Raw genomic sequence first — 17,992 nt, forward strand, 5'->3', positions numbered from 1 at the left:
TGCGGAATCAGCCCTCGAGGGCCTTCCACATCTCGACGTCGCGCTCGGCCGTCCAGATGCGCGGGTCGGCGTGGCCCGAGGCCTCGTCGTAGGCACGGCTCACGTCGAAGGGCATGCAGTGGTCGAAGATCACCCACTGGCTGTACTTGGGCTTGAGCTTCTCGTAGGTCTCCTTGTAGACCGCGTTCAGGTCGCGCCCGGCCTTCACGCCTTCCTGCACGCTGGCGTACACGTCGGAGATGAAGTCGCGCGTGCCAGTGAGGCCCTCGGCCACCGCCTCGCGGGTGGTCAGCGCGGCGCCGCGGCCGGGCACCAGGGCCACGGGCTTGAGCGCGGCGATGTTGTCCAGCGTCTGCGGCCAGTCCTTGAAGTAGGCGTCGCCCGCGTACGGCGTGGCGCCGAACTCGACCAGGTCGCCCGACAGCAGCGTGCGCTCCTGCGGCAGCCAGACGACGGTGTCGCCCTTGGTGTGGCCGCGCCCGAGCTGGATCAGCTGCACCTCGAGCTTGCCCAGCCACAGGGTCATCTTGCCGGTGAAGGTCATGGTGGGCCAGGTCAGGCCCGGCGGCACGGTCTCGACGTTCTGGAACAGGCGGGGGAAGCGGCCGATCTCGCTGGCCTTGTCCTGCTCGCCGCGCTCGACGATCAGGTCGCGCGTGTCCTGGCTGGCCAGGATGTGCTCGGCACCGTAGCCGGCCGCGCCCAGCACGCGCACCGCGTGGTAGTGCGTGAGCACCACGTACTTGATGGGCTTGTCGGTCACCTCGCGGATGCGGCGCACCACGTCGGCCGCCATGGCGGGCGTGGCCTGGGTGTCGGCCACCAGCACGCAGTCGTCGCCGATCACGATGCCGGTGTTGGGGTCGCCCTCGGCGGTGTAGGCCCAGGCATGTTCCGAGATCTGGCTGAAGGTGACCTTCTTCTCTTCCATGTCGGCCTGGCTGGCGAATTTCTTGGCTTGGCTCATCGGGGTGTCTCCGTCGGTGGGGTGGAATTTGAAATTCGTCTAAGTCGAACGAATTTGCAGTTAACGAATTGGCGCAGTGTAAGCCGCAGATCAGTTAATGTCTAATCCCTTCTTCATGAACGAACGACCAGAAGGCGAGGCCGGCCATGGCAGCCAGTGACAGCGACCGCGCCCAGCGCGGCATCCAGAGCATCGAAGTCGGTGGCCAGCTGCTGCGCGCGCTGGTGCATCACGGCCGGCCCATGGCGCTGAAGGACCTGGCGCGCGAGGCCGACATGACGGCGGCCAAGGCGCACCCGTACATGGTCAGCTTCGGGCGCCTGGGCCTCATCGAGCAGGACCGCGCCAGCGGCCACTATCTGCTCGGCCCGCTCGCCTTGCAACTGGGCCTCATCAGCCTGCAGCAGGCCGACCCGGTGCACATCGCCACCCCGCTGATCGGCCAGCTCGCGCAGCAGATCGGCCACACCGTGGCGCTGGCCGTGTGGGGCGCGCGCGGCGCGACCATCGTGCGCACGGCCGAGTCGCCCTCGCCGGTGCACGTGAACATGCGGCACGGCACGGTGTTCTCGCTGACCAACACGGCCTCGGGGCGGGTGTTCGCGGCTTATCTCGACGAGGACGCGGTGCGCAGCCTGCTCGAGGAAGAACGCCAGCGCCGGAAGCAGCGCAAGGGCGGCGAGCCCACGCCCCCGGCCGGCATGCCGCCGGTGCAGCCGCTGCCCTCCTGGGGCGACTTCGAGCGCCAGCTGCAGGAGGTGCGCGGGCACGGCATCAGCCGTTCCGACGGCGAGGTCATCGAGGGCGTCAGCGCCATGGCCGCGCCCGTCTTCGACCACACTGGCGCCATCGTGCTGGCCGTCACCGCCATCGGCCCGGCCGGCATCTTCGACACCGCGTGGGACGGCGAGATTTCCCGTGCGCTCAAGGCCTGCGCCGATACCGTGTCGCAGCGCCTGGGCGCCGCAGCCGCCGCGCCAGCTCCCCCCAGAACAGAGAGATGACGACGCCAGTCACACCGGATATTTCTTCTTCCTTTTCCTCCCCTGTTCACGCGGCCACCGAACTGCTGGCCAACGCCCGCCGCATCGTCGTTTTCTCGGGCGCGGGCCTGTCGCGCGCCTCCGGCATTCCCACCTACCGCGATGCCGACGGCCTCTGGAAGAGCCAGAACGCCCTGCAGTTCTCCCACGCCGAAGACCTGGCGCGCGACCCGTCGGGCTTCACGAAATTCTGGGGGCAGCGCCAGTCGGTCATCGAGTCGGCCCAGCCCAACCCGGGCCACACCGCGCTCGCGCTGCTGCAGCGGCTGCGCCCCGCCACGCGGCTGGTGACGCAGAACGTCGACGGCCTGCTCACGCTGGCCGGCGGCCAGGACGTGCTGGAGCTGCACGGCTCGCTGCGCCGCTGGCGCTGCGACCGCTGCGGCAACCGAAGCGGCCCCTGGCCTTTCCACCGCTGCCTGCGCTGCGGCTCGCACGCGCGGCCCGACGTGGTGATGTTCGGCGAGATGCTGAATGCCGGCGTGCTGCTCGACGCGCAAGTGGCGGCTCAGGAGTGCGACCTGTTCATGGTGGTGGGCAGCACCACCATCGTTTATCCGGCGGCCGAGCTGCCGCAGACCGCCCTCGCGCACGGCGCGCGGCTCATTACGCTGAACCTGGAGCCGCTGCCGCACCTGGACGACGCGGCGGCCGTGGTGCTGCGCGGTCTTTCCGAAGACCTGCTGCCGCAGTTGCTGGCGGGTGTGCCGGGCTCCAGAGGCTGAGGGCGCTCAGCCCTTGCGGCCCCCCAGCAGCACCAGCGCCCCGCCCACCACGATCACGGCCACGCCGGCCCACACCGGCAGGTTGACCGTTTCCTTCTCCTTCACCGAGAACTCCAGCGGCCCGAGCTTGGCCTGGTGGGTTTCCTTGGTGAAGCTGAAGCTGCCCATGGCCAGCACGGCGATGCCGGCCACGATCAGCAGGATGCCGACGATGCGTGTTGCGTTCATGAGGCGAGGCTCCTTCCTTTCCGTGTGGTGCCGCAGATTACTGCCGCGGCTGTTGCTGCTGCAACTGGTCCACCCACTGCACGACCTCGGCCACAGCCGCGTCGCTGGCCGCGATCAGCGCCTTCACGCCGCCGGGCGCGTCCGCGCTGGGCGCGGGGCGGCGCACGGTGAACAGGCGCTGGCCCAGCACCCGGTCGCCGCCGGTCGTGGTGCGGACCAGCGTGGCGCGCAGGCGCACCAGGCCCACGCTGGCGCTCGCCGACTCGAAGTAGTGGCTGAACTCGTCCAGCGAGATGCGCAGCGTGTCCGGCGCCTCGCCACGGCCGCGCGAGATGGTGGCCGCCTCTTCGGGGCCGAGCACCATGCGGCGCTCCGAGAGCGTGTCGCGCAGCCGCTGGCGCAGCAGCTGCGAGGGCGGCAGGCTCCAGCGCGACTGGCCGTAGGGCCGCAGCTCGTTGGCGTCGGCGTAGCCCAGGCGGTAGAGGATCTGCGTGCCTTCGAGGCGGGTGTTGCTCTCGAACTCGGCCAGCGAGAGCGTCGGGAGGCTGGCCGGCGCGGCGGCCGGGGCCGGCATCGCCGGGCCGGGGCCGAAGTCGTAGAGCGTGGCGCGCGCGGGCTTGTCGGGCAGCGCGCCGCAGCCTGCGGCCAGCAGCAGGGCGCAGCCGAGCGCGAGGGCGGCAGGGGTCTTGCGAATGGCGTTCATGGTCGGTGATCCTCCCTCGGTCGGGAATCAGGGCCGCGTCGCGGCCGGCGCCTGGAAGCCCGGCTCGCCCGGACCCGCGGCCGCGCCGCCGTTGCCGAACAGCAGCGATTGCGGGTTGTCGTTGATGCTGTCCGCCGCGCGGCCCAGCCGGCGCACCGCGTGCGAGGTGTCGTCGGCCACGCGGTTCACGCGCGGCAGCGTGGCGGCGTTGAACGAATCGACCGCCTGCGCCAGCGCCTTGGTGCCGTCGCTCAGCCGCTCGACCGGGCCGTCGGGCGCGTTCAGGCGGCCCACGGTGGTGTTGAAGTTGTTGGCCACGCGCGAGACGTCGCCGGCGGCCTTCTTCACGGAGGCCATGGTGTCGGGCAGCTTCGTCAGCGCCGGATTCAGGCCGGTCTTCACGGTGTTGTCGAGCGTCTTGAGCAGCGTGTTGGCGCTGGCCGAAGCGGCCGCGATGTTCTCCAGCGCGTCGGCCGCGCGCTTCTGGTTGGGATCGCTCAGCAGCTGGTTGGCGCGTTTGGTCACTTCCTCGACCTGGTTGATGATGGCCTCGCCGCGGTCCTGCAGTTGCGCCAGCATCGAGGGCTTGAGCGGAATGCGCGGCGGGTCGTCGTTGTTGGGCTTGAGCGCGACGGTCGATTCGCCCTTGTCGTCCAGCGCGATGAAGGCCAGGCCGGTCACGCCCTGGTAGCTCAGCGTGGCGAAGCTGGAGGTGGTGAGCGGCACGCGCTCGTCGACCGTGATGCGCACCCGCACGTTGCCCTTGACCTTGGGGTCGAAATCGATCGACGCCACCTTGCCCACCGCGATGCCGCGGTAGCGCACCATGGCCTGCGGCTGCAGGCCGCTGACCGCGTCGCGCGTGGAGAGCTCGTAGATGTTGCGCACGGTGTTGTCGCGCGTGAACCAGACCACCAGCGCGACGAGCGCGGCGATCAGTCCGAGCACGAAGGCGCCGGCGGCGAGTGCGTGGGCCTTGTTTTCCATGGTGGCTACCTACCTTTCAGCGGCCCGCTCGGGGGCCGGCTTGTCATGCAGCGCTTCGAGGGCGCGCTGGCCGCGCCCGCCGAGAAAGTATTCGTGGATGAAGGGATGCGGATACGCGATGACATCGCGCGCCGCGCCCGTGACGATCACCTTCTGGTCGGCCAGCACCGCGATGCGGGTGCTCAGGTCGAACAGCGTGTCCAGGTCGTGCGTGACCATCACCACCGTGAGGCCCAGTTCGCGGTGCAGGCCGCGCAGCAGGTCGCAGAAGCTGTCGGAGGCCTCGGGGTCGAGGCCGGCCGTGGGTTCGTCCAGCAGCAGCAGCGGTGGGTCCATGATGAGCGCGCGCGCCAGCGCCACGCGCTTGATCATGCCGCCCGAGAGATCGGCCGGGCTCTTGTTGGCGTGCTGCGGGCCCAGGCCCACCATCTGCAGCTTCACCAGCGCCGCGTGGCGTATGAGCTCGTCGGGCAGCAGCTTCAGCTCGCGCAGCGGAAAGGCGATGTTCTCCAGCACGCTGAAGGCCGAGAACAGCGCGCCGTGCTGGAACAGCATGCCCACGTTGGCCGCGCCCGAGGCGCTGAGCTCGCCGGGCTCCTGGCCCAGCACCTCCACGTGGCCGCGCGTGGGCTTCTCCAGCCCGAGGATCTGGCGCAGCAGCACTGTCTTGCCCGTGCCCGAGCCGCCGACCAGCGAGAGCACCTCGCCGCGGTCGATGTGCAGCTGCAGGTCGCGGTGCACCACCTGCTCGCCGTCGGCGCTCTGGAACACGGTCCACAGCCCGCGGATGTCCACCACGGTGGCGTCGGTGTCGGGGCGCACGGGCATGCTCATGGTTTCACGCCCTCATGCACGGAAGCCGATGCCCTTGAAGAGCACGGCGAACAATGCATCGACCAGGATCACCGCGGTGATCGACGTGACCACCGACGAGGTCGTGCCGCGCCCGAGGCTCTCGGTGTTCGGCTTCACCTTCATGCCGAAGTGGCAGCCGATCAGCGCGATCAGGATGCCGAATACCGCCGACTTGGCCATGGCCAGCCACAGGTTCGAGATCGGCACCGCGCGCGGCAGGGCCGAGAGGAAATAGGCCGGCGAAATGTCGAGGGCAGCGTCGGCCGCGAGCATGCCGCCCGCGAGCGCGGCCATCGAAGTCCACAGGCTGATCAGCGGCATTGCGATGGCCAGCGCCAGCACGCGAGGCATCACCAGGCGAAAGCCGTGCGGGATGCCCATCACGCGCATCGCGTCGAGCTCCTCGGTCACACGCATCACGCCGATCTGCGCCGTGATGGCGGAGCCCGAGCGGCCGGCGATCAGCACGGCAGCGAGCACCGGCCCCAGCTCGCGGATCAGCGAGAGCCCGAGGATGTTCACCACGAAGGTCTCGGCGCCGTACTGGCGCAGCTGCTGCGAGATCAGGTAGGCCAGCACCACGCCGATCAGCAGGCCGACCAGCGCCGTGATGTGCAGCGCCGTCGCGCCGAACTGATACAGGTGCCCGGAGAAATCGCGCCACGGTCCGCGGTGCGGCGCGCGTGCCAGCCGGCACAGGTCGAGGGCGAGCTGGCCGATCAGCGCGGTGAAGTCGCGCACCACGTACATCACGCGCGGCCCGTTGTGCGAGAACGCGCGGATGCGGTCGTTCAGCGTGGGCGAGGGCTCGTCGGGCGTCGCGACGGTGTACTGCGCCACTTGGTCGAGCACGGCCTTGTGCTGCGGCGACAACTCGATGGTGGCGGGCCACTCGTGGCGCCAGTGCTCCCACAGCAGCTGCGCGCCGATGTGGTCGAGTTGCTCGATGGGCCGCAGGTCCCAGGCATGGTCGTCGGCCGGCGGGGCCGCCTTCAGGCTCTGGTCCAGCGCCTGCCATGCCGGCTTGGACGACATCGCCAGCGTAGTCCAGCGGCCGCTGGCCACCGTCCATTGGCGGCCCTCCTGCTCACGTTGCCCGACGCGGGGCCACGCGCTGTCGGCGGCGGAGGCGTCGGCAGGCGATGGAGCGGGAGACATGGCTGGATGAGAAATAAGTGAGGCGGGTGAGGGGGAAAGTTAACAAAACCCGTGCCGGGTGCGCGCATCGTAACCGCGTGCATCCGCGGTCAAGGTGCGCCAGACCCTTCGTTCGCGTAGGGCACCACGCCGTTTCTTCATGATTTCCTCAGGGCGCGAAGCCATCGGAGAGCGCCTCGCGCAGCCAGCCCACGAAGGCCGTCACCGCCTGCGGCACGTGCGTGGCGTAGGGGCGTATTGCATACAGGCGCTCGCCGAAGACGCCCACCGAGCGCCATTGCGGCAGCACCTGCTGCAGCTTGCCCGACTGCAGCGCCGCCTGCGCGCTGAAGTCGGGCACCAGCGCGATGCCCAGGCCGCTCAGGGCCGCGTCGCGCAGCGCCTCGCTGTTGTTGGCGACCAGCGGCCCCGACACCGGCACCGTGATGCGCGGCGCCGAAGACTTGGTCTCGAAGTGCCAGGTCGGCGTTTCCTGGGCGCGGGGGTAGTGCAGGCAGTCGTGGCCGGCCAGCGCCTGGGGCTCGCGCGGCGTGCCGCGGCGGCGCAGGTAGGCGCGGCTGGCCACCAGCACCGAACGGGTTTCGCACAGCGTCCAGGCCACGTGCGTGTCGGGCGGCGCGGCCGTATGGCGGATCGCGAGGTCGAAACCTTCCATCGCCAGCGAGCTGAGCCGATCGGACAGGTCGAGTTCGATGCGCACCTCGGGCTGCGCGCGCAGGAAGTCGGCCAGCCGGGGCACCAGCTGCTGGCGCGCGAAGGCCACCGGCGCGGTCACCCGCACCAGCCCGCGCGGCACGCCCGCGAGGTCGCGCACGCCGGCGAAGCTGTGGGCGATCTGCTCGAATGGGCCGCGCATGTCTTCCACCAGCCGCTGGCCGGCCTCGGTGAGTCGCACGCTGCGCGTGGTGCGCTGCACCAACGGCGCGCCGGCCGCGCGTTCGAGCTCGGCGATGCGCTGGCTCATGGCCGCCTTGCTCACGCCCAGGCGCAGCGCGGCGGCGGTGAAGCTGCCCTGCTGCGCCAGCACCGTGAGCCAGTGCAGGTGCGTCCAGAGCGACTCGATATTTTGGGGTTTCATGCCTGCATTGTTCGCCAATGCGAACAATAAGTTCAAGCATCGTGACTAGGCGGGGAACAACGCGCTGCCTAAACTGGCCGCACTCCTCCTCCCGACACCGCCTCCATCAGGGTTCTCCCCATGCCTACTTCCATCGACCACTTCATCGCCGGCAAGCCCGCCGCCAACACCTCCGGCCGCACGCAGGACGTGACCAACCCCGCCACCGGCGCCGTCACCGGCAAGGTCGGCCTGGCCAATGCGGACCAGGTCTCGGCCGCCGTCGCAGCCGCGCAGGCCGCCTTCCCGGCCTGGGCCGACACGCCGCCGATCCGCCGCGCGCGCGTCATGTTCAAGTTCCTGCAGCTGCTCAACGAGCACAAGGACGAGCTGGCCCACATGATCACCGCCGAGCACGGCAAGGTCTTCACCGACGCGCAGGGCGAAGTCAGCCGCGGCATCGACATCGTCGAGTTCGCCTGCGGCATCCCGCAGCTGCTCAAGGGCGACTACACCGACCAGGTCAGCACCGGCATCGACAACTGGACGCTGCGCCAGCCCCTGGGCGTGGTCGCCGGCATCACGCCCTTCAACTTCCCGGTGATGGTGCCGATGTGGATGTTCCCGGTGGCCATCGCCGCGGGCAACACCTTCATCCTCAAGCCCAGCCCGACCGACCCGACGCCTTCGCTGCGCATCGCCGAGCTGCTGAAGGAAGCCGGCCTGCCCGACGGCGTGTTCAACGTGGTGCAGGGCGACAAGGCCGCGGTCGACGCGCTGCTGGAGCACCCCGACGTCAAGGCCATCAGCTTCGTCGGCTCCACGCCCATCGCCAACTACATCTACGAGACCGGCGCCCGCCACGGCAAGCGCGTGCAGGCCCTGGGCGGCGCGAAGAACCACATGGTGGTGATGCCCGATGCCGACATCGACCAGACCGTGGACGCGCTGATCGGCGCCGGCTACGGCTCGGCCGGCGAGCGCTGCATGGCCATCAGCGTGGCGGTGCTGGTGGGCGACGTGGCCGACAAGATCATTCCCAAGCTCATCGAGCGCACGAAGACGCTGCAGGTGCTCAACGGCGAGAACCTCGCGGCCGAGATGGGCCCCATCGTCACCCGCGCCGCGCACGAGCGCATCACCGGCTACATCGACCTGGGCGAGAAGGAAGGCGCGAAGCTGCTGGTGGACGGCCGCAAGTTCGACGGCAACCAGGCGGGCGAAGGCTGCGGCGATGGCTTCTGGATGGGCGGCACGCTCTTCGACCACGTCACGCCCGAGATGCGCATCTACAAGGAAGAGATCTTCGGTCCGGTGCTCAGCTGCGTGCGCGTGGCCAACTTCAAGGACGCGATCGACCTGGTCAATGCGCACGAGTTCGGCAACGGCGTGAGCTGCTTCACCCGCGACGGCAACGTGGCGCGCGAATTCAGCCGCCGCATCCAGGTGGGCATGGTCGGCATCAACGTGCCGATCCCGGTGCCCATGGCCTGGCACGGCTTCGGCGGCTGGAAGCGATCGCTCTTCGGCGACATGCACGCCTACGGCGAAGAGGGCGTGCGCTTCTACACGAAGCAGAAGTCGGTGATGCAGCGCTGGCCGGAAAGCATCGGCAAGGGCGCCGAGTTCGTCATGCCCACTGCGAAATAAGTCCACCCCCGACTCTCGCGCACTTCGTGTCGCTCGCATCCCCCCTCGAGGGGGCGCTCCCGGCGGCCCGGCGGAGCCGGTTCCGCGGGAGCACTGGTACTGGCAGATACTGGCATCGGCGCGGTGCGGCGCCCTGAGCAAAAAAGAACGAAGCAGAAGGAGACAACCACTTGAGCGAGACCACCTTCGACTACATCGTCATCGGCGCCGGCACCGCCGGCTCGCTCATGGCGAACCGCCTGAGCGCCGACAAGAACCGGCGCGTGCTGCTCATCGAGGCGGGCCGCAAGGACGACTACCACTGGATCCACATTCCGGTCGGCTACCTGTACTGCATCGGCAACCCCCGCACCGACTGGCTCTACAGCACCGAGCCCGACGCGGGCCTCAACGGCCGGGTGCTGCGCTATCCGCGCGGCAAGACGCTGGGCGGCTGCTCCAGCATCAACGGCATGATCTACATGCGCGGCCAGTCGCGCGACTACGAGCACTGGGCCGACCTCACCGGCGACGACGGCTGGCGCTGGCAGAACGTGCTGCCGGCCTTCAAGAAGCACGAAGACCACTACCTGGGCGCCGACGAGATGCATGGCGCGGGCGGCGAGTGGCGCGTCGAGAAACAGCGCCTGCGCTGGGACATCCTCGACGCCTTTGCCGAAGCCGCGGTGCAGGCCGGCGTGCCGCACTCCACCGACTTCAACCGCGGCAACAACGAGGGCGTTGGCTACTTCCAGGTCAACCAGAAGAACGGCTGGCGCTGGAACACAGCCAAGGCCTTCCTGCGCCCGACCTGCTACGGCAGGCCCAACTTCGAGCTCTGGACCGGCGCGCAGGTCTCGCGCCTGCTCTTCGAGACGCAACCCGACGGCACGCGCCGCTGCACCGGCGCCGAGGTGTGGAACGGCAGCGAGAAGGTCACGGTGCGCGCCACGCGCGAGGTGGTGCTGAGCGCCGGCGCCATCAACTCGCCGCAGATCCTGCAGCTGTCGGGCGTGGGGCCCTCCGAGCTGCTGAGGCAGCACGGCATCGACGTGGTGGTCGATGCGCCCGGCGTCGGCGCCAACCTGCAGGACCACCTGCAGATCCGCGCGGTCTACAAGATCGCCGGCGCGCCCACGCTCAACGTGATGGCCTCGTCGATGATCGGCAAGGCGAAGATCGGCCTCGAATACGTGCTCAAGCGCAGCGGCCCGATGAGCATGGCGCCCTCGCAGCTGGGCGCCTTCACGCGCAGCTCGCCAGACCGCGAATGGCCCAACCTGCAGTACCACGTGCAGCCGCTGTCGCTCGACGCCTTCGGCGATCCGCTGCACAGCTTCCCGGCCTTCACCGCGAGCGTGTGCAACCTCAACCCGACGAGCCGGGGCTCGGTGCGCATCCGCAGCAACCGCTTCGAGGACGCGCCGGCCATCGCGCCCAACTACCTGAGCACCGACGAGGACCGCAAGGTGGCGGCCGAGTCGCTGCGCGTCACGCGCCGCATCGCCGAGCAGCCCGCGCTCGCCAAGTACAAGCCCGAGGAATGGAAGCCAGGCGTGCAATACCAGACCGACGAGGACCTGGCGCGCCTGGCCGGCGACATCGCCACCACCATCTTCCACCCGGTGGGCACCACCAGGATGGGCGCCGACAACGACCCCGCGGCGGTGCTCGATTCGCGCCTGCGCGTGCGCGGCGTGCAGGGCCTGCGCGTGGTGGATGCTGGCGCGATGCCTACCATCACCAGCGGCAACACCAACAGCCCGACGCTCATGATGGCCGAGAAGGCCGCGGGCTGGATCGTCGAGGACAACCGCTGAGCGGTTTCAGCGGCGCGGTGCGGCAGTGCGGCGCTTGGGCGGCGCATTGCCCGCCATGCGCGCCTTCGCGCCTTCCAGCATGAGGTCGATGCCGATCTCGAACAGCGCGTCGGGCCCGGCCCGGCGGTAGTTGGCGAAAGCCTCGGCCAGCAGCGGGCGCGAGGCTGCGGCCGCGTCGAGCGCCTGCTGCTGCTCGGCCGCGTCGGGCGGCGTCGCCTGCTGCTCCAGCACGCAGCCCACGGTGTAGCGGCCCAGGGCGATCAGCAGCGTCATCGCCTGCGGCGCGGGCAGGCCCAGGCGGACCACGGAAGCGAGTTGCGCCTCGACCATGTCGAGGTCGGCCGGATCGGGCTCCGAGCCCGCATGCAGCCGCGCACCGTCGCGACGCGCCAGCAGCGCGCGGCGGAAGCTGCGTGCGTTCTCGCGCAGGAAGGCGTCCCAGGTTTCGCCGGGCTCCGGCAGCTTGCGCTCGTGGGCGCGGCGCAGGATCTCGCCGTTCATCGCATCGAGCAGCGCACGCTTGTTCCTGAAGTGCCAGTACAGCGCCGGCTGCTGCACGCCGAGCCGCTCGGCCAGCAGGCGCGTGCTGAGCTTGTCCATTCCAACCTCGTCGAGCAGCGTGAGCGCCGTCTCGAGGATCACTTCGCGGTCCAGTTTCATTCTTCCGATGTGCGTGCGTGCCGATGTCGACCGGGGAGCGTACTTCACAGCTCGGAATTTATCGCTGATAATTTCTTATCAATGATAAATTCAAGCACCCTCCCGACCCCTTTCGCGAGCGGCCGCCACGCGCATGCCGTGATCCTCGCGATCGTCACGCTCGACGCGATCGGCATCAGCCTGGTCATGCCGATCGTGCCCAGCCTGCTGCGCGAGGTCGGCCATACCGGTGACCTCGGCTGGCGCTTCGGCGCATTCCTCTCGCTCTACGCGTTGATGCAGTTCCTCTGCGCGCCGGTGCTCGGCGCGCTCAGCGACCGCTTCGGGCGCCGCCCGGTGCTGCTGGTCTCGGTGGCGGGCGCCGCCATCGACGCGCTCTTCATGGCCCTCGCGCCCTCGCTGTGGATGCTCTTCGTGGGCCGCGCGATCGCCGGCATGACCGGCGCGAACATGGCCGTGGCCTCCGCCGCCATCGCCGACCTCACGCCCGAGAACCAGCGCGCGCGCTGGTTCGGCCGCATGGGCGCCTGCTTCGGCATCGGCTTCATCGTGGGGCCGGCGCTCGGCGGCGTGCTCGGCGACCACGGCGTGCGGTTGCCCTTCATCGCCGCCGCGGTGCTCAACGGCCTGACATTCCTCGCGGCCCTGCTGCTGCTGCGCGAGTCGCGCCCGCCGAAGCTCGCCTCCCAGCCCTTCGACCGCGGCGTGCTGCATCCGCTCGCACCGCTGCGCTGGGCGAAGAGCTTTCCCGCGCTGCTGCCCATCCTCGGCGTGTTCACCGTGCTGATGCTGGTGGGCGAGGTCGCGGGCACGACCTGGGTGCTCTACGGCGAGGACAAGTTCGCGTGGAACGGCACCATGGTCGGCGTCTCGCTCGCGGTCTTCGGGCTGATCCAGGCGCTGATGCAGGGCTTCGTGGCGGGGCCGCTGGTCGAGCGCTGGGGCGAGCGCGCGGCCATCGCCATCGGCACCGCAGCCGACTGCACCGCGTATGCGCTGCTGGCCTTCGCCACGCAGGGCTGGATGGCACTCGCGCTGCTGCCGCTCTTGTGCACGGGCGGCATCGGCGCGCCCGCGCTGCAGTCGATGCTCTCGGCCCGCGTGGGCGAGGCCGAACAAGGGCGGCTGCAGGGCGTGCTCGCGAGCCTGTCGAGCCTGGCCTCGGTGTTCGGACCGCTGCTCATCAGCCAGCTCTACTTCGCCTTCCGCCTGCGCTTTCCGGGCATCGCGTGGCTGGCGGGCGCGGTGGTCTACCTGCTGTGCATGCCCGTGCTGCTGCGCAGAGCTCCCAGGCCATAGCTGTGGCCTGACTTCGGCCTGATGCCAGAAACACCGAGGAACCGGCTTCGCCGGGCCTCCGGTGTTGCCCCCGGTAGGGGGTTGGCGCAGCGACACGAAGTGCGCGCAGCCTGGGGGCGAGCCCTATTTCTCGATGGTCTTGTTCCAGCGCGCGTTCCACGCCGGGCGGTTCGCGTTGATGCTTTCCCAGTCGATGGTCACCGCGGTCTTCATCCACTTGTTGATGTCCGCCACCTGCGCCACGCCGTCACCCACCACCGGCGCCTTCGGGTTGGTGGGAATCTGTGCGCCGTACTGCAGCACGTTGGCCTGCGCCAGCGGGCTCAGCAGGAACTCGGCGAGCTTCTGCGACAGCTCGGGCTCGGTGTTGTTGGCGATCACGCACTGGCCCACCATGAGCACCACCGCGCCTTCCTTGGGCGGTGCGTACTCCACCGGAATGCCCTTGCTCTTCATCGCGGCCACGGCCGTGGGCGTGAGCGGGAAGATCGCGGCCTCGCCGGTCTGCACCATCTCCGAGAGCTTGGCCGAGCTCGGGATGTACTCCAGCACGTTCGGCCCGATGGTGGTGGGCCAGGCCTTGAAGCCCGGCTCCACGTTCTTGTCGTTGCCGCCCTGGATGCGGTTGAACATCAGGAAGCCGTGCAGCCCGAAGGAGGACGACGACACCGACTGGAACACCACCTTGCCCTTGTACTTCGGGTCGGCCAGGTCCATCCACGAAGTGGGCGGCGCCCAGCCCTTCTCCTTGAACATCTTCGCGTTGTAGGCCAGGCCCGTCATGCCCAGGCTCACGCCGCTGGCCATGTCGTCCTTGAAGCGCGCGGCCGGGTAGATCTCGCCGAGCGACTGGCTGGGCTTCTGCTTCTGGCACAGGCCCATGCCGATGGCGCGCACCATCACGCCGTCGTCGAGGAACATCACGTGCATCTGCGGCTTGTCCTTGTTGGCCTGCGCCTTGGCGAGGATGTCGGACGAGGTGCCCGGCACCACCACCACCTTCGCGCCGTAGGCCTTCTCGAAGGCCGGGAAGACGTACTGCGTGTACGCCTTCTCCATCGTGCCGCCGTTCATGCCGATGTAGAGGGTCTTGGTCTGCGCACCGGCGATGCCGGCGGCCGCGAGCAGCGCGGCCAGCAGCGGAAGGGTTCTGATCGAGGACTTCTGGGACATGGCGATGCTCTCCATTCAGGTTCAGGTGGGGGATGCGGTGAGTGATTCGTCGGCGCCGTCGAAGCGCTCGATGGCGAAGGCGTCGATGGGCGTCTCGGTGCGGCCGTCGCGCGCGAGTTCGGCCAGCACCTCGCCGGCGGCAGGGCCGATCTGGAAGCCCGCGCCCGCGAAGCCGAAGCCGTGGAACAGGCCGGGCGTGGTGCGGCTGGGCCCGAGCACCGGTTCGCGGTCGGGCAGGTAGCCCTCGGTGCCGCCCCAGGTGCGGATGATGTGCGCGTGGCGCAGCACCGGCAGCAACTCGATGGCCTGCACCGCCAGCGCGGCGATGCCCTCGCGCTCGGCGCGCGAGCGTTCGGCATCGAGCGTGATGCCCGTGCCGCCGCCGAGCACCACGTTGCCGCGCTCGACCTGCCGGCAGTAGATGCCGCCGCCTTCCACGCCCAGGCTCCATTTCATGAAATGCGGCACCGGCTCGGTCACCGCCATCAGCGGGCTGCGTGCATACATCGGCGGCGTCTCGCCGAACTGGCTGGCGATGGCGCCGGCCCAGGCGCCCGCGCAGTTCAGCAGCACCGGCGCCTGAACTTCGAGCGCATTGCCGCTGCGCACCATGAACATCGCGCCGTCGTGCGCGACCTCGTCGACCTTGTGGCGCTCGAAGACCTGCGCTCCGGCGCGCCGCGCCGCGAGCGCGAAGGCCGGCGACACCAGGCGCGGATTGGCCTGCCCGTCTTCCGCGCAGAGCGAGCCGCCCACCGCACGCGCGCCGAGCCACGGGCATTGCTCGCGCAGGCGCGCGCCCGAGATCAGTTCCAGGCCCAGGTCGAAATCGCTGCTCAACGCGCGGTAGCGTTCGAGCGAGGCCATGTCGGATTCGCTGCGCGCGATCTTGAAGTGGCCCGAGCGGATGTATTCGCCGTCGGTGCCCAGCAGCCCGGCAAGACCGCCCCAGATGCGGTGTGCTCGCTGCGCCAGCGGCAATTGGCTCACCGGCCGGCCCTGGCGGCGTACGCCGCCGTAGTTCACGCCGCTGGAACGTGAGCCGCAAAGGTCGCGCTCCAGCAGCACCACGCCGACGCCCATGCGGCGCAGCGCCAGCGCGGCGGAAGAGCCGACGATGCCGCCGCCGACGATGGCGACGTCGGTGCGAAGCTTCCTGATCGAACTCATGCGCTGCTCCCTTCGGCCGGCACGAGCCGGATCGGGATCGGCTTGATCGGCGCCTGCCCGCGCAGCCGGCCCACCTGCTGCAGCGGCTGCCGCGTCGCATGCGCGAGGATCTCGGCGGCCGCGGCGCCGCACATGCGCCCCTGGCAGCGGCCCATGCCGACGCGCGACAGAGCCTTCAGGCGATTCATCTCGTCGGCGCCGGTGCTGGCGATGGTCTGGCGCAACGTGCCGGCGGTGACGTTCTCGCAGCGGCAGATGACGAGGTCGTCGGCCGCGTTCTTGGCCCAGTCCTGCGGCACGGGAAAGGCGCGCTCCAGGCCCTGGCGGAAGCCGGCGAGCTTTTCGAGCTTGCGTTCGAGCTCCGACGCACGCGCGGTGTCGATGGCGATGCCGGCATCCTGCAGCAGCGCCAGCGCCGCGCGCTCGCCAGCCCACTCGGCCGCATCCGCGCCCATGATGCCGGCGCCGTCGCCCGCGAGGTACACGCCCTGCACGCTGGAGCGTCCTGCCGCATCGCGCACCGGCAGGTGCGCGCGGTGCAGCGGCGCGTAGTCGAAGCGGCAGCCGAGCAGGTCGGCGAGTTGCGTCTCCGAGCGCAGCGCGTAGCCGAAGCCGATCGCATCGCATTCGATCGTGCGCTCGTTCCCGCCGTCGAGCCAGGCCACGCCGGTGACGCGGCCCTGCGCCTCGTCGCCGAGCACGCGCAGCGGACGCACGCCGCCATGCAGCGCAACGCCGTGTGCGCGCAGCCAGCCCACGTAGTACATGCCCTTCGCGAGCACGGCCGGCTGCGCCAGCATCGCGGGCGCGGCGGCGATCTGGTCGGCCAGGCGCGCCGTGTCGAGCACCGCGGCCACGTCCACGCCGGCCTTCGCATATTGATATGCCACCAGGTAGAGCAGCGGCCCGGTGCCCATGAACACCACGCGCCGCCCGATGGCGCAGCCCTGGAACTTGAGCGCCACCTGCGCGCCGCCCAGCGTGTAGACGCCCGGCAGCGTCCAGCCTGGTAGCGGCAGCACGCGGTCGGTGGCGCCGGTCGCGACGATCAGGTGGCTGTAGGCCACGCGGCGGTTGCTGCGCGTGGGGTTGTGCATCACGTCGAGCACCTGGTCCTGCGCGTTCCACGCGAGGCTGTCGGCATGGTGTTCGATGCGGCCCTGCAGCGCCTCGAAGGCGTTGTGCACCGCGTCGGCGCGCTTCGACTCGAAGCCGTAGAGCGTCTGCTTGTCGCGGCCGGCCAGGGTGGGAGGAGGGCGGCGGTAGATCTGGCCGCCGGCGCGCGAGGCCTCGTCGATCACCACCGGCTTCAGGCCGTGCGCCACGAGCGTTTGCGCGGCGCGCACGCCGGCCGGACCTGCGCCGACGATCACCGGGCGGACTTCGCCTGTCGCTGCCGGTGTTGCTGTCGCGGTCATGCGCCGTCCTTTCCCGTGACCAGCGCCATGCCCGGCGCGATGAATGTCGAGCAGGCGCGAAGGCGTTCGCCTTCATCGGTGGAGATCCAGCAGTCCTGGCAGGCGCCCATCATGCAGAAGCCCGCGCGCGGCAGGCCGCTGAACTCGTTGCGGCGCAGTTGGCCGCACTGGGTGAGCACGGCGGTCAGCACGGTGTCGCCGGCCAGGGCACTCGCGGGTTCGCCGTCGAGCATGAAGGGCACCGTCGCGCGGCCGGTCTTCTCGGCCACGCGGTGGAGCAGGGCGTGTGTTTTCATGGTCATCTATCTGCGCCCCACCAGCACGCGGTCGAGCCCGTAGACGCGATCGAGCAGCACCATCGCGAATGCCGTCACCGCCACCATCAGCGCCGACACGGCGGCCATCAGCGGGTCGATGGACTCTGTCGCATACATGTACATGCGCACCGGCAGCGTCACCGTGCTCGGCGAGGTGACGAAGATGGACATCGTCACTTCGTCGAAGCTGTTGATGAACGACAGCATCCAGCCGCCGGTCACGCCCGGCAGGATCATCGGCAGCGTGATGCGGCGGAACACGGTGGCCTGGCTCGCACCCAGCGAGAGCGCGGCCTGCTCGGCGCTGCGGTCGAAGCCCACCAGCGCCGCCACCACCAGCCGCAGCGTGTAGGGCGTGACGATGAGCGCATGCGCCAGCACCAGCCAGGCGAAGCTGCCCGGGCCGCCCACCAGCGAGAACAGGCGCAGCAGCGCCACGCCCAGCACCAGGTGCGGCACGATCAGCGGCGAGAGGAACAGGCCGTTGAGGAAGTCGCGCCCCGGAAACTCGTAGCGCGTGATCGCCATGCCGGCCGGCACCGCGAGCAGCGTCGCGATGGTGGCCGAGCTCAGCGCGAGCCACAGGCTGTTCCAGAACGACTGCATGAAGTCGGGGTGCGCGAACACCGCCTCGAACCAGCGCAGCGAGAAATGCGTGGTGGGGATCGTCAGCGTGTTTTCGGGCGTGAACGCCACCACGCACACCACCACCAGCGGTGCCAGCATGAAGACGATGACGAGCGCGTTGAACGCGAGGGCAATGGGGCCGTTCTTGTTCATCAG

The 17,992-nt window shown here is 69.7% G+C and carries 18 protein-coding genes; 5 read left to right on the top strand and 13 right to left on the bottom strand.

Annotated elements, in window-relative coordinates; genetic code table 11:
• Positions 1-7 precede the first annotated feature (7 nt).
• Positions 8-967 carry an MBL fold metallo-hydrolase gene (locus tag ABL844_RS02015; protein WP_418130335.1) on the bottom strand — a complete coding sequence of 320 codons (960 nt, stop codon included), beginning with the start codon at positions 965-967 and terminating at the stop codon, positions 8-10.
• Between the two features lie 146 nt (positions 968-1,113).
• Between ABL844_RS02015 and ABL844_RS02020 the strand changes: the two genes are divergently transcribed.
• Entirely contained in the window at positions 1,114-1,971 is an 858-nt protein-coding gene (locus ABL844_RS02020; RefSeq protein ID WP_418130337.1) for an IclR family transcriptional regulator, read from the top strand.
• Complete coding sequence (locus ABL844_RS02025; protein WP_418130338.1) at positions 1,968-2,735, top strand: SIR2 family NAD-dependent protein deacylase; 768 nt, start codon at positions 1,968-1,970, stop codon at positions 2,733-2,735. Before ABL844_RS02020 ends, ABL844_RS02025 begins: the two co-directional genes overlap by 4 nt.
• Positions 2,736-2,741: 6 nt before the next feature.
• Here the strand turns inward: ABL844_RS02025 and ABL844_RS02030 are convergent, their stop codons facing one another.
• The 6 genes from ABL844_RS02030 to ABL844_RS02055 form a co-directional block, all read right to left on the bottom strand.
• Positions 2,742-2,963, bottom strand: a complete 222-nt coding sequence (locus tag ABL844_RS02030) for a hypothetical protein (RefSeq protein WP_126022383.1) — start codon at positions 2,961-2,963, stop codon at positions 2,742-2,744.
• A gap of 37 nt (positions 2,964-3,000) precedes the next feature.
• The gene (locus tag ABL844_RS02035; RefSeq protein ID WP_418123881.1) at positions 3,001-3,666 is read right to left on the bottom strand and encodes an ABC-type transport auxiliary lipoprotein family protein; all 666 of its coding nucleotides are present in this window, start codon (positions 3,664-3,666) and stop codon (positions 3,001-3,003) included.
• Between the two features lie 27 nt (positions 3,667-3,693).
• The gene (locus ABL844_RS02040) at positions 3,694-4,653 is read right to left on the bottom strand and encodes an MlaD family protein (RefSeq protein WP_126022381.1); all 960 of its coding nucleotides are present in this window, start codon (positions 4,651-4,653) and stop codon (positions 3,694-3,696) included.
• A 9-nt stretch (positions 4,654-4,662) separates the two neighbouring features.
• A complete protein-coding gene (locus tag ABL844_RS02045; RefSeq protein ID WP_126022380.1) occupies positions 4,663-5,487 on the bottom strand; it encodes an ABC transporter ATP-binding protein in 825 nt (274 codons plus the stop codon).
• 12 nt (positions 5,488-5,499) lie between these two features.
• Positions 5,500-6,666 carry an MlaE family ABC transporter permease gene (locus ABL844_RS02050; RefSeq protein WP_418130339.1) on the bottom strand — a complete coding sequence of 389 codons (1,167 nt, stop codon included), beginning with the start codon at positions 6,664-6,666 and terminating at the stop codon, positions 5,500-5,502.
• Between the two features lie 148 nt (positions 6,667-6,814).
• Positions 6,815-7,744, bottom strand: coding sequence for a LysR family transcriptional regulator (locus ABL844_RS02055; RefSeq protein ID WP_418130340.1), 930 nt, complete (start codon positions 7,742-7,744; stop codon positions 6,815-6,817).
• 120 nt (positions 7,745-7,864) lie between these two features.
• Here ABL844_RS02055 and ABL844_RS02060 point away from each other — a divergent pair, with 120 nt between their 5' ends.
• Both ABL844_RS02060 and ABL844_RS02065 read left to right on the top strand, forming a co-directional pair.
• Positions 7,865-9,373, top strand: coding sequence for a CoA-acylating methylmalonate-semialdehyde dehydrogenase (locus tag ABL844_RS02060; RefSeq protein WP_184640299.1), 1,509 nt, complete (start codon positions 7,865-7,867; stop codon positions 9,371-9,373).
• A 170-nt stretch (positions 9,374-9,543) separates the two neighbouring features.
• Positions 9,544-11,172, top strand: coding sequence for a GMC family oxidoreductase (locus ABL844_RS02065; RefSeq protein WP_418130341.1), 1,629 nt, complete (start codon positions 9,544-9,546; stop codon positions 11,170-11,172).
• A gap of 6 nt (positions 11,173-11,178) precedes the next feature.
• Here ABL844_RS02065 and tetR read toward each other — a convergent pair whose 3' ends face one another.
• Positions 11,179-11,832 carry a tetracycline resistance transcriptional repressor TetR gene (tetR, locus tag ABL844_RS02070; protein WP_418130342.1) on the bottom strand — a complete coding sequence of 218 codons (654 nt, stop codon included), beginning with the start codon at positions 11,830-11,832 and terminating at the stop codon, positions 11,179-11,181.
• An 81-nt stretch (positions 11,833-11,913) separates the two neighbouring features.
• Between tetR and tet the strand changes: the two genes are divergently transcribed.
• Positions 11,914-13,131 (top strand): Tet(A)/Tet(B)/Tet(C) family tetracycline efflux MFS transporter, encoded by a 1,218-nt coding sequence (gene tet / locus ABL844_RS02075; protein ID WP_418130343.1) that lies wholly within the window; start codon positions 11,914-11,916, stop codon positions 13,129-13,131.
• A gap of 123 nt (positions 13,132-13,254) precedes the next feature.
• Here tet and ABL844_RS02080 read toward each other — a convergent pair whose 3' ends face one another.
• From ABL844_RS02080 to ABL844_RS02100, 5 genes are read right to left on the bottom strand one after another with little or no spacing between them, the layout of a single operon-like run.
• Positions 13,255-14,304: an ABC transporter substrate-binding protein gene (locus ABL844_RS02080; protein WP_126184101.1), complete on the bottom strand. Its 1,050-nt coding sequence runs from the start codon at positions 14,302-14,304 to the stop codon at positions 13,255-13,257.
• Positions 14,305-14,325: 21 nt separating this feature from the next.
• Positions 14,326-15,474, bottom strand: a complete 1,149-nt coding sequence (locus ABL844_RS02085) for an NAD(P)/FAD-dependent oxidoreductase (RefSeq protein WP_418123886.1) — start codon at positions 15,472-15,474, stop codon at positions 14,326-14,328.
• Positions 15,471-16,892: an FAD-dependent oxidoreductase gene (locus tag ABL844_RS02090; protein ID WP_418130344.1), complete on the bottom strand. Its 1,422-nt coding sequence runs from the start codon at positions 16,890-16,892 to the stop codon at positions 15,471-15,473. The genes ABL844_RS02085 and ABL844_RS02090 overlap by 4 nt, the downstream gene beginning before the upstream one ends.
• Entirely contained in the window at positions 16,889-17,188 is a 300-nt protein-coding gene (locus tag ABL844_RS02095; RefSeq protein ID WP_418130345.1) for a (2Fe-2S)-binding protein, read from the bottom strand. The genes ABL844_RS02090 and ABL844_RS02095 overlap by 4 nt, the downstream gene beginning before the upstream one ends.
• A gap of 6 nt (positions 17,189-17,194) precedes the next feature.
• On the bottom strand, positions 17,195-17,989 hold the full coding sequence (locus ABL844_RS02100; RefSeq protein ID WP_418130346.1) for an ABC transporter permease: 795 nt from the start codon (positions 17,987-17,989) through the stop codon (positions 17,195-17,197).
• Positions 17,990-17,992 lie beyond the last annotated feature (3 nt).

It is taken from the genome of Variovorax sp. 278MFTsu5.1 (assembly GCF_048305045.1).
In the GTDB taxonomy this organism is placed as follows: Bacteria; Pseudomonadota; Gammaproteobacteria; order Burkholderiales; family Burkholderiaceae_C; genus Variovorax; species Variovorax guangxiensis.

Coding starts and splice junctions, on each gene's coding strand:
- ABL844_RS02080 (WP_126184101.1), bottom strand. CDS start 14,304: ATGTCCCAGAAGTCCTCGATCAGAACCCTTCCGCTGCTGGCCGCGCTG.
- ABL844_RS02025 (WP_418130338.1), top strand. CDS start 1,968: ATGACGACGCCAGTCACACCGGATATTTCTTCTTCCTTTTCCTCCCCT.
- ABL844_RS02035 (WP_418123881.1), bottom strand. CDS start 3,666: ATGAACGCCATTCGCAAGACCCCTGCCGCCCTCGCGCTCGGCTGCGCC.
- ABL844_RS02020 (WP_418130337.1), top strand. CDS start 1,114: ATGGCAGCCAGTGACAGCGACCGCGCCCAGCGCGGCATCCAGAGCATC.
- ABL844_RS02085 (WP_418123886.1), bottom strand. CDS start 15,474: ATGAGTTCGATCAGGAAGCTTCGCACCGACGTCGCCATCGTCGGCGGC.
- ABL844_RS02095 (WP_418130345.1), bottom strand. CDS start 17,188: ATGAAAACACACGCCCTGCTCCACCGCGTGGCCGAGAAGACCGGCCGC.
- ABL844_RS02040 (WP_126022381.1), bottom strand. CDS start 4,653: ATGGAAAACAAGGCCCACGCACTCGCCGCCGGCGCCTTCGTGCTCGGA.
- ABL844_RS02100 (WP_418130346.1), bottom strand. CDS start 17,989: ATGAACAAGAACGGCCCCATTGCCCTCGCGTTCAACGCGCTCGTCATC.
- ABL844_RS02055 (WP_418130340.1), bottom strand. CDS start 7,744: ATGAAACCCCAAAATATCGAGTCGCTCTGGACGCACCTGCACTGGCTC.
- tetR (WP_418130342.1), bottom strand. CDS start 11,832: ATGAAACTGGACCGCGAAGTGATCCTCGAGACGGCGCTCACGCTGCTC.
- ABL844_RS02015 (WP_418130335.1), bottom strand. CDS start 967: ATGAGCCAAGCCAAGAAATTCGCCAGCCAGGCCGACATGGAAGAGAAG.
- ABL844_RS02060 (WP_184640299.1), top strand. CDS start 7,865: ATGCCTACTTCCATCGACCACTTCATCGCCGGCAAGCCCGCCGCCAAC.
- ABL844_RS02045 (WP_126022380.1), bottom strand. CDS start 5,487: ATGAGCATGCCCGTGCGCCCCGACACCGACGCCACCGTGGTGGACATC.
- tet (WP_418130343.1), top strand. CDS start 11,914: ATGATAAATTCAAGCACCCTCCCGACCCCTTTCGCGAGCGGCCGCCAC.
- ABL844_RS02050 (WP_418130339.1), bottom strand. CDS start 6,666: ATGTCTCCCGCTCCATCGCCTGCCGACGCCTCCGCCGCCGACAGCGCG.
- ABL844_RS02030 (WP_126022383.1), bottom strand. CDS start 2,963: ATGAACGCAACACGCATCGTCGGCATCCTGCTGATCGTGGCCGGCATC.
- ABL844_RS02090 (WP_418130344.1), bottom strand. CDS start 16,892: ATGACCGCGACAGCAACACCGGCAGCGACAGGCGAAGTCCGCCCGGTG.